Origin of the sequence: Aliihoeflea sp. 2WW, from assembly GCF_000497755.1 — a bacterium.
Taxonomy (GTDB): domain Bacteria; phylum Pseudomonadota; class Alphaproteobacteria; order Rhizobiales; family Rhizobiaceae; genus Aliihoeflea.
Genome location: NZ_AYOD01000005.1, coordinates 67,578 through 81,239, shown reverse-complemented (window position 1 = coordinate 81,239; position 13,662 = coordinate 67,578). Strand labels below are relative to the sequence as shown.

30 protein-coding genes are annotated in these 13,662 nt (G+C 62.2%); 21 read left to right on the top strand and 9 right to left on the bottom strand.

The genetic code is table 11. From position 1 onward, the window contains the following. Positions 1 to 144 precede the first annotated feature (144 nt). On the top strand, positions 145 to 570 hold the full coding sequence (locus tag ALII_RS0104055; RefSeq protein WP_024586050.1) for a DUF1330 domain-containing protein: 426 nt from the start codon (positions 145 to 147) through the stop codon (positions 568 to 570). Between the two features lie 120 nt (positions 571 to 690). Here ALII_RS0104055 and ALII_RS0104050 read toward each other — a convergent pair whose 3' ends face one another. Continuing rightward, on the bottom strand, positions 691 to 879 hold the full coding sequence (locus ALII_RS0104050; RefSeq protein ID WP_152529533.1) for a hypothetical protein: 189 nt from the start codon (positions 877 to 879) through the stop codon (positions 691 to 693). A 390-nt stretch (positions 880 to 1,269) separates the two neighbouring features. On the opposite strand from ALII_RS0104050, the gene ALII_RS22825 reads away from it, so the two are divergent. From ALII_RS22825 to ALII_RS21790, 3 genes are read left to right on the top strand one after another with little or no spacing between them, the layout of a single operon-like run. After that, a complete protein-coding gene (locus ALII_RS22825; protein WP_173401392.1) occupies positions 1,270 to 1,446 on the top strand; it encodes a hypothetical protein in 177 nt (58 codons plus the stop codon). Then, positions 1,443 to 1,784, top strand: coding sequence for a hypothetical protein (locus ALII_RS0104040; RefSeq protein WP_024586048.1), 342 nt, complete (start codon positions 1,443 to 1,445; stop codon positions 1,782 to 1,784). The genes ALII_RS22825 and ALII_RS0104040 overlap by 4 nt, the downstream gene beginning before the upstream one ends. 39 nt (positions 1,785 to 1,823) lie before the next feature. After that, positions 1,824 to 2,000: a DUF2256 domain-containing protein gene (locus ALII_RS21790; RefSeq protein WP_081718884.1), complete on the top strand. Its 177-nt coding sequence runs from the start codon at positions 1,824 to 1,826 to the stop codon at positions 1,998 to 2,000. Positions 2,001 to 2,072: 72 nt separating this feature from the next. Here the strand turns inward: ALII_RS21790 and ALII_RS0104035 are convergent, their stop codons facing one another. Both ALII_RS0104035 and ALII_RS0104030 read right to left on the bottom strand, forming a co-directional pair. Continuing rightward, entirely contained in the window at positions 2,073 to 2,312 is a 240-nt protein-coding gene (locus ALII_RS0104035) for a hypothetical protein (RefSeq protein ID WP_024586047.1), read from the bottom strand. Next, on the bottom strand, positions 2,309 to 3,007 hold the full coding sequence (locus ALII_RS0104030; RefSeq protein WP_152529532.1) for a S24 family peptidase: 699 nt from the start codon (positions 3,005 to 3,007) through the stop codon (positions 2,309 to 2,311). The genes ALII_RS0104035 and ALII_RS0104030 overlap by 4 nt, the downstream gene beginning before the upstream one ends. Here ALII_RS0104030 and ALII_RS0104025 point away from each other — a divergent pair. Genes ALII_RS0104025 through ALII_RS0103995 form a run of 7 tightly spaced genes read left to right on the top strand, consistent with a single transcriptional unit; the run spans position 2,995 to position 5,442 of the window. Beyond that, on the top strand, positions 2,995 to 3,345 hold the full coding sequence (locus ALII_RS0104025) for a hypothetical protein (RefSeq protein WP_244437287.1): 351 nt from the start codon (positions 2,995 to 2,997) through the stop codon (positions 3,343 to 3,345). The two genes, ALII_RS0104030 and ALII_RS0104025, sit on opposite strands and share 13 nt — an antisense overlap. Further along, the gene (locus ALII_RS0104020) at positions 3,342 to 3,572 is read left to right on the top strand and encodes a hypothetical protein (protein ID WP_024586044.1); all 231 of its coding nucleotides are present in this window, start codon (positions 3,342 to 3,344) and stop codon (positions 3,570 to 3,572) included. Before ALII_RS0104025 ends, ALII_RS0104020 begins: the two co-directional genes overlap by 4 nt. Beyond that, entirely contained in the window at positions 3,569 to 3,886 is a 318-nt protein-coding gene (locus ALII_RS0104015; RefSeq protein ID WP_024586043.1) for a hypothetical protein, read from the top strand. Before ALII_RS0104020 ends, ALII_RS0104015 begins: the two co-directional genes overlap by 4 nt. Continuing rightward, the gene (locus tag ALII_RS22635; RefSeq protein ID WP_161632235.1) at positions 3,883 to 4,056 is read left to right on the top strand and encodes a hypothetical protein; all 174 of its coding nucleotides are present in this window, start codon (positions 3,883 to 3,885) and stop codon (positions 4,054 to 4,056) included. The genes ALII_RS0104015 and ALII_RS22635 overlap by 4 nt, the downstream gene beginning before the upstream one ends. Positions 4,057 to 4,098: 42 nt before the next feature. Next, a complete protein-coding gene (locus ALII_RS0104005; protein ID WP_152529531.1) occupies positions 4,099 to 4,635 on the top strand; it encodes a hypothetical protein in 537 nt (178 codons plus the stop codon). A gap of 1 nt (position 4,636) precedes the next feature. Further along, positions 4,637 to 4,807, top strand: a complete 171-nt coding sequence (locus tag ALII_RS22630) for a hypothetical protein (protein ID WP_161632234.1) — start codon at positions 4,637 to 4,639, stop codon at positions 4,805 to 4,807. Further along, complete coding sequence (locus tag ALII_RS0103995; protein ID WP_024586040.1) at positions 4,807 to 5,442, top strand: hypothetical protein; 636 nt, start codon at positions 4,807 to 4,809, stop codon at positions 5,440 to 5,442. The genes ALII_RS22630 and ALII_RS0103995 overlap by 1 nt, the downstream gene beginning before the upstream one ends. Positions 5,443 to 5,468: 26 nt before the next feature. Here the strand turns inward: ALII_RS0103995 and ALII_RS0103990 are convergent, their stop codons facing one another. Both ALII_RS0103990 and ALII_RS0103985 read right to left on the bottom strand, forming a co-directional pair. Continuing rightward, positions 5,469 to 5,753: a DUF982 domain-containing protein gene (locus tag ALII_RS0103990; protein ID WP_024586039.1), complete on the bottom strand. Its 285-nt coding sequence runs from the start codon at positions 5,751 to 5,753 to the stop codon at positions 5,469 to 5,471. Between the two features lie 33 nt (positions 5,754 to 5,786). Then, positions 5,787 to 6,083, bottom strand: coding sequence for a DUF982 domain-containing protein (locus ALII_RS0103985; protein ID WP_024586038.1), 297 nt, complete (start codon positions 6,081 to 6,083; stop codon positions 5,787 to 5,789). Between the two features lie 185 nt (positions 6,084 to 6,268). Here ALII_RS0103985 and ALII_RS0103980 point away from each other — a divergent pair, with 185 nt between their 5' ends. Both ALII_RS0103980 and ALII_RS0103975 read left to right on the top strand, forming a co-directional pair. Continuing rightward, positions 6,269 to 7,159: a hypothetical protein gene (locus ALII_RS0103980; RefSeq protein WP_024586037.1), complete on the top strand. Its 891-nt coding sequence runs from the start codon at positions 6,269 to 6,271 to the stop codon at positions 7,157 to 7,159. Continuing rightward, complete coding sequence (locus ALII_RS0103975; RefSeq protein WP_024586036.1) at positions 7,156 to 7,833, top strand: hypothetical protein; 678 nt, start codon at positions 7,156 to 7,158, stop codon at positions 7,831 to 7,833. The genes ALII_RS0103980 and ALII_RS0103975 overlap by 4 nt, the downstream gene beginning before the upstream one ends. 2 nt (positions 7,834 to 7,835) lie before the next feature. On the opposite strand, the gene ALII_RS21525 is transcribed toward ALII_RS0103975, so the two are convergent. Beyond that, on the bottom strand, positions 7,836 to 8,165 hold the full coding sequence (locus tag ALII_RS21525) for a DUF982 domain-containing protein (RefSeq protein ID WP_081718883.1): 330 nt from the start codon (positions 8,163 to 8,165) through the stop codon (positions 7,836 to 7,838). A gap of 3 nt (positions 8,166 to 8,168) precedes the next feature. Further along, positions 8,169 to 8,351, bottom strand: coding sequence for a hypothetical protein (locus tag ALII_RS0103965; RefSeq protein WP_051375769.1), 183 nt, complete (start codon positions 8,349 to 8,351; stop codon positions 8,169 to 8,171). A gap of 161 nt (positions 8,352 to 8,512) precedes the next feature. On the opposite strand from ALII_RS0103965, the gene ALII_RS21520 reads away from it, so the two are divergent. From ALII_RS21520 to ALII_RS0103935, 6 genes are read left to right on the top strand one after another with little or no spacing between them, the layout of a single operon-like run. After that, entirely contained in the window at positions 8,513 to 9,061 is a 549-nt protein-coding gene (locus tag ALII_RS21520; RefSeq protein WP_024586033.1) for a hypothetical protein, read from the top strand. Beyond that, entirely contained in the window at positions 9,058 to 9,630 is a 573-nt protein-coding gene (locus tag ALII_RS21515; RefSeq protein ID WP_024586032.1) for a hypothetical protein, read from the top strand. The genes ALII_RS21520 and ALII_RS21515 overlap by 4 nt, the downstream gene beginning before the upstream one ends. Beyond that, positions 9,627 to 11,054, top strand: a complete 1,428-nt coding sequence (locus ALII_RS0103950; protein ID WP_024586031.1) for a DnaB-like helicase N-terminal domain-containing protein — start codon at positions 9,627 to 9,629, stop codon at positions 11,052 to 11,054. The genes ALII_RS21515 and ALII_RS0103950 overlap by 4 nt, the downstream gene beginning before the upstream one ends. Position 11,055: 1 nt before the next feature. Further along, on the top strand, positions 11,056 to 11,412 hold the full coding sequence (locus tag ALII_RS0103945) for a hypothetical protein (protein ID WP_024586030.1): 357 nt from the start codon (positions 11,056 to 11,058) through the stop codon (positions 11,410 to 11,412). Next, positions 11,409 to 11,651 carry a hypothetical protein gene (locus tag ALII_RS0103940; protein WP_024586029.1) on the top strand — a complete coding sequence of 81 codons (243 nt, stop codon included), beginning with the start codon at positions 11,409 to 11,411 and terminating at the stop codon, positions 11,649 to 11,651. The genes ALII_RS0103945 and ALII_RS0103940 overlap by 4 nt, the downstream gene beginning before the upstream one ends. Beyond that, positions 11,648 to 11,857: a hypothetical protein gene (locus tag ALII_RS0103935; RefSeq protein ID WP_024586028.1), complete on the top strand. Its 210-nt coding sequence runs from the start codon at positions 11,648 to 11,650 to the stop codon at positions 11,855 to 11,857. The genes ALII_RS0103940 and ALII_RS0103935 overlap by 4 nt, the downstream gene beginning before the upstream one ends. A gap of 8 nt (positions 11,858 to 11,865) precedes the next feature. Here the strand turns inward: ALII_RS0103935 and ALII_RS22255 are convergent, their stop codons facing one another. Both ALII_RS22255 and ALII_RS22250 read right to left on the bottom strand, forming a co-directional pair. After that, positions 11,866 to 12,111, bottom strand: coding sequence for a hypothetical protein (locus ALII_RS22255; protein WP_152529530.1), 246 nt, complete (start codon positions 12,109 to 12,111; stop codon positions 11,866 to 11,868). A gap of 3 nt (positions 12,112 to 12,114) precedes the next feature. Beyond that, a complete protein-coding gene (locus ALII_RS22250; RefSeq protein WP_152529529.1) occupies positions 12,115 to 12,369 on the bottom strand; it encodes a hypothetical protein in 255 nt (84 codons plus the stop codon). A gap of 62 nt (positions 12,370 to 12,431) precedes the next feature. Between ALII_RS22250 and ALII_RS0103925 the strand changes: the two genes are divergently transcribed. Together ALII_RS0103925 and ALII_RS0103920 are read left to right on the top strand one after the other, a co-directional pair. Then, entirely contained in the window at positions 12,432 to 12,854 is a 423-nt protein-coding gene (locus tag ALII_RS0103925) for a hypothetical protein (RefSeq protein ID WP_024586026.1), read from the top strand. Then, positions 12,844 to 13,443, top strand: coding sequence for a DUF6362 family protein (locus ALII_RS0103920; protein ID WP_029660180.1), 600 nt, complete (start codon positions 12,844 to 12,846; stop codon positions 13,441 to 13,443). Before ALII_RS0103925 ends, ALII_RS0103920 begins: the two co-directional genes overlap by 11 nt. Positions 13,444 to 13,662 lie beyond the last annotated feature (219 nt).

Below are 13,662 nucleotides of genomic sequence, written 5' to 3'. Positions count from 1 at the left end.
AGGGCCTTTTCCGGCTTTCTGGGGGTAGGGGGGTCTTTGGCCGGAACCCTCCCCCACCATCCATCAGAACTTGGAAATCCCGAGGAAGAGGGCTTCTGAGATGGTGTAAGGTAGGCTCTATCAATCACGTCATGGAGGAAGCGAATGGTTGGCTACATAGATCCGGAAAAGGAAACGTTCGCTGCTTTCCGCGAAAACGATCGCGAAGGCCCGGTGCACATGCTCAATCTCGTCCGATTCCGAGAGCAGGCGGCATATCCGGACGGGCGGATCGCTACTGGAGCGGAAGCCTATGCAGCCTATGGCCGCGACACCGGCCCGATCCTCAAGAAGGTGGGAGGCAGGATTGTTTGGCGAGGCAGGTTCGAGCTCACGCTGATCGGTGCGGCAGAGGAGCGGTGGGATGCGTGTTTCATTGCCGAATACCCCTCGGTGGCAGCCTTCGTGTCTATGATACGCGATCCTGAATACCGGGAAGCGGTGAAGCACCGCCAGGCAGCGGTAGAGGACTCGCGCCTTATACGAATGTCGCCGGCCCCTGCTGGAATGGGGTTTGGCGGCGACGATTGATAGCGCGCCCAATTACGGAGGGAGACTTGTCAAGAACACAGCGACATACGTTGCCGGCAATGTCCTGATCGCGGCAATAGGCAATTCCACGAACCGGTTGCGGCTCGACTGACAGCTCGCTCATTCACGGGAGAGCAACTGGATGAAGCGAACGGCTTGATCGATGTCGATCGCGTCGGCGAGTAGAAGCCGGTTAACGAGGTCAATGATGTCGGCTTGCGCAGTGATCTCTTCCATGATGTCGTCAACCAGCCCGTGCGCCAACGCCATTTGAATGATCGTCTCTACGGACTCTTCGTTGGCATTCATGCTCTTCGTGTGCTCCTGCACAGTCGAACTGAAACGATGTCAAATGCGGCCGGGCCGCTGTTGAGAGATCCCCACCGCCCCGGCGCCCCAGCCACGAGCACATTTTAGCAGGATGCCGGCGAGGGACATATCCTGCTCATGCTTCGAAAACGCTGGAAGACAGTTTTTCGCTCCAACACGATGAAGCGTGGTGGGGCGGTCAAAGCCTGCGGGGACATCGCTACTGACCGCCCAGGGTCCATGTCACGAAGGGACCAAGGTGACACCGGCTGGGGCTGCGCGGTTGTCGAAGCTTGAACTTGTAATCGAGAGGAATGTTCCGGACGCGCCAAGGCCCGCTTGCTGGAACACAGCACCACTCGTTCAGTTTTCGTCGTGAAGGAGACACCAATGACCGAAGACCGCAACGAGTGGACCAGCCCCGACGACGAGCGCGAGGCTGCAATCAAGCACCTCGTCGAGAACACCGATCTGTCGCCTAATCAGGCCAAGGACCTTGTGGCGATGCGCGGTACCGATCGCGCAAAACTCATGGAACTCGCGAAGAACATGAAGGCGGAAGGGTGAGCGAGGCAGGGGACAGCCGCCCGCTCGAAACGCCGGACGGACGCTACATCGTCGTCAACGGCCGGCTTTGGCGCAAATCGAATCCGACACTAACTCCGGTCGAGCGCCAGCAGTTCACGCAGGATCTGATGGCTGCGTGCCGCGATGTCGGGCAGGGGCAGCGGTCGGGTGACCAAGATGCTGTGCGCGCCGCCCGGGCTCGTGTCGACGAGGCAAAGGTCGCTTTAGGCGAGCGTGGTCCGGTCTGGTGGGACGACGGAGCGCCCGATTACGGACGCAAGCTGGCGAAGAACACGCCGTATGCGGAATGGTTCGCCGAAGTCAAGGAAGGGGTCTAGCTCCCTTGGAGCCGAGCGCGTCGGCGCCATTTCGCCGTCATGCCGAAGATGCGCCGAAAGTCCGATTTGCCTTCTAAGCCGTGTCAGGATTGCAGCCGCCCGATGCTCTGGCGCAAGGCGTGGGCGAAAACTTGGGACGCAGTGCGCTTTTGCTCGGATCGGTGTCGAGCAGATTCAAGACTACTGCGGCGCCGCGGCGGTGAGGGATCTTTCTGATAAGGAAAGAGGTTTGCACACATCAGTCGGGGCCGGGTTTCCGACCGATGTGCGTCTAGCCATCGTGCCGGTTCACGCTTGACCTTCCTCGCGCACCTTCCGGCCCTTCTCGGTCAGCCGGAACCAGAACTGCATCCCGCGCCCCGGCACCATCTCGACCAGGCCTAGGTTTACGAGGACGTGGACTGTCGTGTGCTCGTGGCCTTTGATCTGCTCCAGCTCGAGGCCGACGCTGTCCTCGTGCGCAAAGCCGTCATCCAGCTTGATCATCATGCGGATCTGCGCGGTCGAGAGGTCGGACAGGCGGGTCATGCAGTTTTCAGCTTCAATTGACCCTGCACCCCACCTTGGCGCTCGATTTGGTTCGTCATCCTGCGGAGCTGGTTCGCGCGAATCGTCACGTAGATCTCGCCCACCCATTCCAATTCCTGGTCTTCGATCGGATGATCGTTCCAAGATTCGAGGGTATAGCCGCGCGCGCCGCGCCGGATCGTCTTGAGGAAGCGCCGGCCGTCGCGCGTCCGCACCGCGGCTTCCTCACCAAGGAATGAATCGGTCCCGCGCTTCTGCTCGCGCCAGACGATGATCACGTCGCCCTCGTCATAGCGGGGCAACATCGAAATGCCTTTGACCTGGAACGCGATCATGTCGCCTGGCAGGGGAATGCGGAGCGTGATCTGGTCGAGGCCCTCCGGCGGGGTCTGCTCAAACTCGGGGTCGATCTGCGCGCCCGCACCGACAAAGCCCATCAGCGCGACCGTGCTGGTCGGCTCGTCTGGTTCGTTGTCGGTGGCGACAGCATCAGCGGCGGTAAAGAACTTGCGCATCAGCTCAAGCTCATGCGCGCGGATTTCGCGTGTTTCCTTCTTGGGGTCAGTGTTTGCCATCCGGGTCACGGCGTCAGGACGGACGTTCAGGAAGGCCGCAAGCCTGCCCTTCGCGCCATGCCCCTTCGCGCGCAACTGCTCGTTCAACCAGTCTCGGATACCTGCTTGTGGATCGCTCATGGGTTGATATTCGCGATGCTCGCAAAATTTCCTATCGCGAAGATCGCAAAGATAGGTTGACAAAACTCGCGATAATCGCAAATATTGCGCACATGAGCAAAGATCACCTCGACCCCGCCCGGTCTGTCATCGCCAAAGTCGGCATTGAGACTGTCTCCCAGATCACCGGCAAACATGTCAGCCGCGTGTATCGCTGGATGTACTCCAAGGAACGCGGCGGCACCGGTGGGTTCATCCCGCAGACTGACGCGGCGGTTATCCTTCGCCATGCTCGCGAGAATGACATCGAATTGACGGCCGAGGACTTCTTCGCCCCCGCTGCGGAGACCGCAGCATGAACCGCTTTCTAATCCAAATTGTACATGCCGACGGCTGGCGCAACATCACGACGATCGCATTCGATCCGCTCGTGACCAAGCGCACCAGCGGCTCCATTCCGCGTCCCGAAGCGCTCAAAGATGCGCGCCGCCAGCTTCATGCCTGGAGCCGATATCCCGACTTCTCCGCCGAACGGCTGCGGCTTGTCGAGCATGACAAACGGGGCAAAGAGGTCGCATTCGCATGAGCTACTCCTCCTGGCACGTCGGCATGAAGGTTGTCTTCGTCGGTTTCCCTGAGAAGTTCGATCGATACAGCCATCCGGCACTGGTCGCCGGCCGCGTCTACACGATCACTGCACTCAGCATGGTGGAAGAGGGTGACCACCTCATGGCCTCCGATGGTGAGATCGTCGAGGCCGCAAGTGACGCGCTGTACATCAAGGTCGGCGTCGACATGTGGTTTTTGGCGCATGGCTTCCGCCCCGTTCAAACGCGCAAGACCGACATCAGTGTCTTCACGGCTCTCCTGAACGACCAGAAGCAGAAGGAGCCGGCATGACCTGGTCGCTCTCACTCGTAATCGTTCTGGTTGTCGGCGCCATAGCCGCAGCGCGCGTCATGATCGGCAAGGCTCAAGCTGTTGCTCGAGACGATGCGCGGTTTGAACTGGCGCCCACCATCGACCACGAGCCGGTTGTCGCTGAGTTTCGTCGGGGAGGGGTTCTGTGACCCCCTCCACCCGAACAAATCAAGCTGAAACGGACGCTGTGCTTGGCGGCTTGTCGTCTGTCTCATCGCTTCCTCTGGCCTTCATTCCTGCTCTCGACTTCGACCCGTTTCGGGCCGGTCAGGGCGACCACCGCCCCCACGCCGATCAACCTATGCGTGGGGCATTTCTCAATGACGGAAATTCAACGGCGCGAGACGGAAATCTCACGGCGCGAGGCGGAAATGTATCGAGTTGAAGCAATCCAGGACGAGATGGCCTCGGCGATCCGTGTCCTGGGCGGGGACGGCTCCGCGAAGGAGCAGAACCGACGGGCGGCGCGAGCGTCTGGCCTGTCCATCACGACAATCGAGCGGCTGCGCTGGAAGAAGATCAAGCGGCCCTTCACCGACATCACGGACGCGATCCGTGAGGCCGTCGCTCAGCACAACGAGGAAACCCTGAACCGTGCGAAACACGAACTCTTCATCGAGCAACAGCGAACCGCCGCACTCCGGGCTCGGCTTGCGGAAGTCGATCCGGCTTTCGCTCGGTCGTTCCCTGGTCTCGACCGGCGGCAAGATGCAGGACTTGGGAGCTGAGATGATCGTCGGCGCTTTCAAGGGACGGGTGGGAAGCCGCGCGCGATACGGCTTCTACGCCCTTGCTGGTGTCGCCGCTGCCATCGTCATTGCACTGATCGTCTTCGATGCGAGCGCTTTTGGCATGTCGGAGCCTTCGGGCGTTCAGCGCGCGTCAGGGTGGGCCTGGTGATGACAAACGAGCTTCGCGTCCTCGTTGCCTGCGAGTTCTCCGGCATCGTCCGTTGCGCCTTCGCCAGCCGCGGCCATGACGCATGGTCGTGCGACCTGCTGCCGGCGGAGGACCGTTCGAACAAGCACATCACCGGCGACGTCCGCGACATCCTCGATGACGGCTGGGATTTGCTCGTCGTGGCGCACCCGCCATGCACTCGGCTGTGCAATTCGGGCGTTCGCTGGCTCTCGGCACCGCCGGCGGGCAAGACACTCGATCAGATGTGGCGCGAGCTCGACGAGGGCGCCGCGCTCTTCTCTGACCTCTGGAATGCGCCCATCGAGCGGATCGCCGTGGAGAACCCGGTCATGCACCGGCACGCCAAGGAGCGCATCCGGAATTATCAGGAGCCAGCGCAGTCAGTTCAGCCGTGGCAGTTCGGGCATGGCGAGGTCAAGCGGACATGCCTGTGGCTGAAGAACCTGCCGGCGCTCGTCCCGACGAACATTGTCGAGGGTCGAACGCCTCGCGTCCACCACATGAGCCCCGGTCCAAACCGCTGGAAAGAGCGCAGCCGCTTTTTCCCGGGGATCGCCGAAGCCATGGCGGATCAATGGGGCGACTGCGCTGAGCAAGATCGGAGGGCGGCATGAAGACCACCCTCACTTCCCGCTGTGGCTCAAACGTGGCTGTCGGTGCCCTTCATCATGTGGACCGGCATCATTCCGTCCTCGACCAAGATGTCCTTTTTTCGTGCGAACGCGAGAAAGACACCGCGGGCGGTCTCGGCATCGACATCACCCGCAAGGGCCGCCTTGCAGGCCCGAATGGCGGCTTTCTGTTCGGGGCTGTTGCCGCACCACCCCATGAGCATCTGGTAGGCGTCAGCGACATTGTTGAGTTGTCGGGGAAAGCCAAGGCCCACCCAGACACGGATGGGCTTCTCAAAAGGCTTCGCAAGCATGTCATCCTCCTATGCAGCTCGAATGCGAAGAGTTCAGGCGTGGGCGCGGCCGCCCGAATTGGGTTTGATCATCCACGGCCTGACCGCAGGCTCCTTCTCCAGAATGTCCTTCTTGACGGCGAAGGCTCGCAACGCATCACGCGCGACCTTGACCGGCTTCAATCCATCATGGGCCATGATGCACGTGCGCATCGTCGCGTCGTGCAGGATGTCCCGTTTGTTCTCGGGCCATTTCATGAGGAAATCGATCGCTTCCTCGACATTGGTGATTTCCCGCACGAGCGTTCCATCCTTCAGATAGATCGGTTTCGCGAAGGCTCTGCTCTCCATTTCATCCTCTCACTTGTTGAGCGATTTCAGCCAATAGGCCGCCATCACCGGGCGGCGCCAAAATATTTGAGATCGGACATTTCGGTCGTCAAGACCTATAGCCGCGCTGAAACCCTCCGCCTTTTCATCATCCTCTCTCTCCTGTCCTCCGCAGGCATAGCCGGGCTCGCATGGAGTGGGATGCGATGACCGTTCAGTTCGAACTCACAAGCCCCGAAGCTCCGAAGAAGCCCCGCATCCGCCGTGGCGGCTGGTCTTGGGGACCGGTTGAAGGCGCGAAGCTGCGCGTGGGCTCGCTCGGTGGTGGCATCCAGTCCACGACGCTCGCACTCATGGCCGAGCATGGCGAGATCGAAGGCGGCCCGCCTGACGTGTGGCTTTATGCTCCGGTCGGCGATACGAACGCGACCCGCGAGCACATTCGCTGGCTGGCTTCCGGCAACGTCCTCTCGACCCCCATCATCGAACTCGACGAGCCGGCCGTGCCCCTCCGGCAAGCAATCGAGAACCGAGTCCAGCAGTCGGGCCGGTATGTCTCTATCCCGGCTTTCCTTGACGGAAAGAAGAAGGGTCAGGACCGCCGCCAATGCACGCGCGAGTATAAGGTTGACCGGCTGAACGCCAAGCAACGCGAACTGATGGGCTTCAAGCCGCGCCAGCGCATTCCGGCCGGGGCGTGTGAGGTATGGATCGGGTACTCCACCGACGAGGTGGTGCGCGCAGGCGCAGCATTCGAAACTTGGGCGGTGAACCGTTTTCCGCTTCTCGAAGCGCGGAAGTCAATCGGAGGGTGTGTCGAGTGGCTGAAGAGCCACGGCTACCCGATACCACCGCGCAGCAAGTGCTTCTTCTGCCCGTATCGCGAGAACGCGGAATGGCTTTGGCTCAAGGAGAATGATCCTGAGGCGTGGCTGGAAGCGGTCAAGATCGACCAGCTTATCCGCGAAACTCCAGGCATGCGTGCGAAGAGCTACCTGCACGCTGATCGCGTTCCGCTCGATCAGGTCGACCTCTCCACCGCCGAAGAGCGCGGCCAAGGCATGCTGTTGGTATGTGACACAGGGTGCGGGCTATGACCGCCTCCGCACGAGGACTGTTCCGCGCAACCGGCAAGGCTTCGAAGCCTGTCGCCACGCGTCTGCTCGATGGCTCCTACACGAAGACGGATTCGCTGGAGCGCGAGAAGGACGACTTCTATCCGACGCCGCCCGAACCGACGCGCGCGTTGCTGCATGCAGAGATCGATCGTCTGCGCGACTTCTCCTGCATCTGGGAGCCGGCGGCCGGCGATGGCGCGATGGTGCGCGAGATGGAATCGCTCGGTCTGACAGTTCGTGCGTCTGATCTCGTCGACCGAGGCTGCGAGGCTGACATCCGGTCGTTCTACGATTTCCCGATGGCGCCGTCGCCCGCGATCGTCACGAACCCGCCTTTTCAGGAGTGCGGCTGGGGCAATGGCAAGGCCCGCTGGCTCTATCACGCGCTCGACAACCTCGGCATCGAATACATGGCGTTGCTGATGAATTGGTCGTTCCCCGGCGCCGGTGGCCTCGCGCCGTTCTGGGCGAAATACCCGCCGGCCCGCGTCTACCTCATGCGATGGAAGATCGACTTCACAGGGCAGGGCGCCCCGCCGATGCTCAATGGCTGGTTCGTCTGGGATCGCCAGCACAAAGGCGAAACGGTCTTGCGCATGCTCGATCGGAAAGATGCGCGGCAGGCTGAGCTCTTCGGAGGTGAGTCCGCATGACCTCACATATCGCGCTTCAGCTTCCGCTTTCGACCGCGGCCATAGAGGACCGGCCCTTCGCTCGACGGGATCGACGGTGGCGCCACGGTTGTCCTGGTCACAATGCCGGCCTCTTCGGCAGCGGCATAGAACGCCTCTCTGGCCTTCAGTGCCGAGACTTTCGCATTGTGAACCGCTTCGCGCGCGGCCTCCAGGCGAGGGCCGCGCTCGATCGGCCATTCCTCTTCCAGAACACGGCGGGCTTGAGCCGTGTTGTTGACGTGCAGTCTCGTGCCTTCCTTGCCGGGAATGATCGTCACCGGGGCATCCCACCACATGCGTTGAAGGGTCATGGCTCAATCCTCTCCGCCGACCGGGTAGAGTTCGAGATCGGCCGGCGTTCGGCCCGCCCGCAGGCTCGCCAGTTCAGTGCGGCTGACGTCGTAATACTCACCATCGACGAGCACGCGCGCCGAGTACCGGTCGCCGAACGTCTGGTGGGTGACGAAGACCGGATGCCGCTCGCGCCACTCAGCCATGGCCCGGCGCTGAGCCGCATGTCGCGACTTGTCTATCGGGATCTTGTTCGGGCCGTCGCCCACTACGCACCTCACGCGAATCAGAACGCGACTCAATGCGCCCGGGGCCATGAGGTTGCAGCCCTCAATCGAACTATCGATCAAATGGAAGGAGCACTGGCATGAGCGGCATCGGACACAATGGCGGCGACCTGAGCGAGACGGATCGCAAGGTGCTGTTCTTTATCAATCGCCGCGCGTACCTCGCCGCGAAGGAAGTGCAGCAGCTCGCGAACGCCGAGATGAAGCGCGTCGGCAAGGTCATCAAGGCCGACCTCGGCGCCAACGGCCTCGACCAGATCAAGGCCTATGAGAAGGCCCAAACGACGGAAGGCCTCGCCGAGATCAAGGCCAAGCAGGAAGCCGAGCGCCAGGCCATGCGGTTCGCGGGCATCGCGATCAACACGCAGCTCGACATCTTCGAAGACCGCGCACCGCTGGAAGATCGGGCGTTCCGTGATGGCGAGGAAGCCGGACTTCGCGGCGATACGCTGGCGAATCCGTACAACGAGGCATCGGCCGAGGGTCAGGCCTACGCCAAGGGCTGGCACGAAGGGCAGGGCGCGCTCTTCGCCGGCATCAAGAAGAAGGAAGCCGAGGCGGCGAAGGACGAGCTGATCAAGGGCCATGACGAGGGCGGCGACCTCGACGACGAGGCAGAAGCCGCATGATTATCCTCGGCCTCGACGTTGCGCAGAAGACGGGTTCGGCTCTCCATGATGATAGCCGGCCCCTTTCGGCCATCGAGGCCGGAGTACTGAAGGCGGTCGGCCGGGACTACGAGGACAAGTCGGCCGCCCTTGCACGCGCGCTGATCATTCTCGTGCGCGAGGCCAAGCCTGACCTCGTCGCGATCGAAATGCCGATCCGCACCCAACCTGCCGGCCGGCGCACCGTGAAGATGATGGGCGAAGACGAGGTCGTTGAAGGCGGATCGGGCCTGAACGCTGTGATCTCGTCGAACCAGCTCGTTGGCGCCGTCGCGGCCGTCTGCGGCATCAAGGCTATCCCGTTCGTGACCATCGCGCCGGCGTCGTGGCGCAAGGCCTTCCTCGGTTTCTCCCGCCAGCCCGGGTGGGGCCGAAAGGAGTGGAAGAAAGCCGTCCGCGAGCAGTGCGCCCGCGAGCGCATCGTCGTCACGAACGACGACATGGCCGATGCCGTCGGCGTCGCGGTCGCGGCCAAGACCACCGACACCTACCGGATGCTTCAATACGAGCGCCAGAAGAGGGCCGCATGAACGCGCACGACCGCACCTTCCAGACCGTGCCGCAGAACATCGAGGCGGAACAGGCGCTGCTCGGCTGCATCCTGATCAACAATGCCGTCTACGACGTCGTGGCGCGCATTCTCGAGCCCGAGCACTTCTCTGAGCCGCTTCATCGCCTGATGTTCGAGAAGGTCGGCGCAATGCTGCTCGTCGGCAAAGGCGTGAACCCGGTCACAATCAGAAGCTATCTGCCCGACGAAAAGATCGGCGACATGACGCTAACTGAATATCTGGCGGCGCTGGCTGCACACGCACCGCCGCCGGTCCACGCGCGCGATTACGCGGCCACGATTCACGACATGTGGATCGCCCGGCAGAGCCTTACACTGGCGCAGCAAGCCGTTGACACGATCCTCGACATGCAGCCGGGCGCCGACATCCTCGACAAGTTCGGACCGCTCGAAGAGAGCATCGCCAACCTGCGCGCCCAGCGTCTCAAGGGCGAGAACCGGATCGGTGTCGGCAAGCACTACATCGAGGCGATGAACGCGGCGCGACAGCGCGGCAAGGTCCGCGGCGTCCCGCTCTGCCTCCCTGAGATCGAGGAAGTGATCTCCGAGCCGTGCATGGAGGCGGGGAACCTCTACGGCCTCCTGTCGAGCTCCGGCGAAGGCAAGACGAGCCTGACGCTGCAGATGATCCTTCACGCGCTGCGCAAGGGCCATCCTGTCCAGTTCCTGTCCTATGACCAGAGCGGCGACCAGTGCATCCGGCAGATGGTTGCGCAGGAATACGGCATTGAGGCACGCCGGCAGCGTTTCGCGGACCTGTCCGAAAAGGAATGGATGAAGGTCGTCGAGTTCGGCAATTGGATCGACAGCCGGCCGTTCGAGGTCATCAAGTGCACCGATCAGAATGCGGCCCAGCTCGTCGGGCTCGCGCGAACGTTCGTCAAGCGGCATGGCAATGGCGAGGTGCCGCTGATCGGCGTTGACCACATCGGATCGGTCACACCCGAGGACAAGCGCGCCGACGAGGGCACCAAGGCGAAGAACATCAACAAGGTGTTCAAGGCCGGCGCCGAAATGACGGATGCAGCTTGGCTGATCCTAAACCAGCGCAACAGCTACGGCATGAAGCGCGACAACCCCCGGCCGATCTCGGCGGACTTGTATGGCGGCGATCCGGCAAAGCAGGCCTACGACGCGATCCTGTACCTCTACCGCCAGGAGAAGTTCAAACAGGAGCGCATGGCGACAGCCGCCACGGATCAGGATTGGAAGAAGATCAATAAGGTCTTCGCCGCCGAGGCCGAGGGCATCGCCGAGATCGGCGCCGTCAAGGTCCGGTTCGGCTCGCCCTTTATCCGCAAGATCGTGAAATTCGAGGATCGCTTCACGCGCTACGTCTCCGAGCGCGCTAGCGAGCAGCCGTCATTGATGGAGGGCTTCTGACATGGCCAAGGACTTCCTGCCCGAATACAGCCAGATGCCCTACGGCTCGCGCTACAGGCCTCTGTTCAAGCTTTTCGCCGGCGAGAACTGGCGCTTCGTCCGCAAGGACGGCCAGCCCGTCGAGTACGACACCGCCACCCAGGCAATCGATGCGGCCAGGGCTTGCGTCAAGGCGATCCTGAACCCGGTCATCCGCGCCGAGGTGATCGAGCCAGTCGCCATGCTCGACGAGGTAGCCGAGTGGCGCCAGCGCAAGGAAGCTGAGGCCGCAGAGGAGCGCGCCCGTGCATTCCTCGGTCCCGAGACGCTGTTCAGCAAGGGTCGTCAGGTCGTTGTCGAGCGGAGGAGGGCGCGATGAGCAAGGATAGCCCCGAGCGCATCAAGCGCCGAGCCGCCGCGATGCGCGAGATGATCCGGGAAGCACAGATCGGATTCGAAGCGGCCGGCATGGTCCATGTGGTCCACATTCCGCATGAACATGTCGAGCGCCGGCGGATTTGGGCCACAGTGCCCGATCGCCGCTCGCTGACCGGGCGTCTGCTCGGTGACCCGATCCCAGAGCGATCGGCGCTGCGCTTCATGGAGGCTGCGGAATGACGAAGTGGTTCAGGTGGGAAAGGACGAACGGGCGCTGGTGCCCGGCCGTCTATCACGTCGAGAAGCCCCGGGTGCCAAAGGGTGAGGAAGATCGTTATTCGACCGCGGTGACGGTCCCGGCTGACTGTCTCGACACGAGCGGCGATCCGATGTTCGGCCGGCTGCAGGCCAAGTTTCCGCCGCCGGCGCCGAGGCAGGAGGCTTGATGTTCCCCCTACGGCTTGGGTGTGAATCCGTCCCGAGGATCGGAAGGCTTGTCGCCGATATCGTCGCGGTTCCGATCGAAATCGTCTTCACCATCCTTCGGATCAAGGGGCGTCTTCTCGACCTCCGGCTTCCAATTGGGATCGGGCATCGGCGGCTTGTCGGTATCCTCGCGGGGATCAGCCATGCTGGTACCTTCCTTTCCTGTGAGCCATTCAGGCGTCAATTCAGCGGCGAGGCTTTTGAGAACACCCATCGATCAGGCTCCTCGGTCGCCGCCCACAATGGGCTTGTCGGTGGGGCGCGGGGTTGTGCCGGCTTCGCGGGGGCCTTCCGTGTTCCGATCGGCCAGCTTGTTGGTCAGTGGCTCCTTGCCGCGCTCTGGGGCACCGCTCGTTTTCGGCGCTTGGGCAGCCTGGCTATGCTCATCATCGATCAGGTCACGCTTGTCGTTCTCCGGAACACCGGTTGCGCCGGTATCGCGGACGGGAGGTGTGTTTGCATTGTCGGGCATAGATCGTCTCCTTTGCCCCCGAACAGCGCTACCGGTCGAATTGTTTCTTGGAGGGCCGAAGGGTGACCAGGCCGAAGGGTCAACTCGACGCTCTTCTCGACGGGCTCGGTATCAAGCTGGTGCCGGTCTACCGGCGGCGTGCCGCTGCGCAGAGCCATGCGCGCGGTACAATGCACGAGATCCGCAACACCTACGGCGATGGCCATCTCGTGTTCACCCTGCGCTGCATCCGCCAGACGAAGAACAACCGAGATGAGCTGTGGAGCGAGACGATCGGCGCCATCTCCGACATCCTCGTCCAGCGGCCCGACTGGTCGGAACGGGCGGCAGATGTGCTGGATGCGTTCGACCACATCCCCCTCGGTGTCCTGCGTGGCGAAGCCGTTGCACGGCGCCCGTGGCCGGTGCGCGCTTCCCTGCGAATGCTTATCTACAAGAGCCTCGAAACCCTTCTCGACGAGCCGGAGCAGCGCCTTGCAGTCTGACCTTTCCATCCACGCCGCCGAAGTCGCCGATGCCAGCCTGATCGTGAAGGCCCGGATCGTCGAGGCCGCGGATACCTTCGCGCACATGGACGTCCGCGGGTTGAGCCCGGCCACGCTCCGCACCTTCTGGCCCGCGTCGCCGCCTGATAGTCAGGGGTACGGCTATAACGAGGTCAAGGTCCGGTATCGGCCGTCGGCATCGGCCATCAGTCGAGCTGAAGAAGTGACCTATCGTTGGATGACCGAACTGGTGCAGGATGACGAGCGCCGGGTTGTGCTCGGCATGTGGGCAATGTGTCTGGCATGGCCGCGCATGGTTGGTTCCTTCCGGCAGTTCTGCGCGAAAACCGGTCGGGTTCGTAGGACGGCGGAGCGCCGAATGGACCAGCAGATCAGCGCGATTGCCGCGTCGCTGATCAAAAATGCCCAATCGTTACAGCATCCTAACTGGTCGAGGGTGTCGCCAATGTTGCCAAATCAGGGTAGTGATTTCGGCAGGATCGCGACAGTCACGCATTGGATGGCAGACGGCGCGAAACCTGAGGCGTTGAGCAAGGAAGATAGAGAAGCCAGCCGCAAGGCGGCTTAGCCCCGGTCACACAGCGTTAGGCATGACGAAGATCGCAGCGGAACACTGTCAGCCGGTGTCGGTTGGCAGGCCAAGCTAGGGGATGCGATGACACGGATGTCTATCTCGGCAGTTTCGATTGCCTCGGTACTCATGGGCACGACGGTTGTTTCTCTGCTGATCGGCCGCTGTGCGGTATACGAGTTCTTCCACATGTGCGTTTTGATGCACTAGATTGTT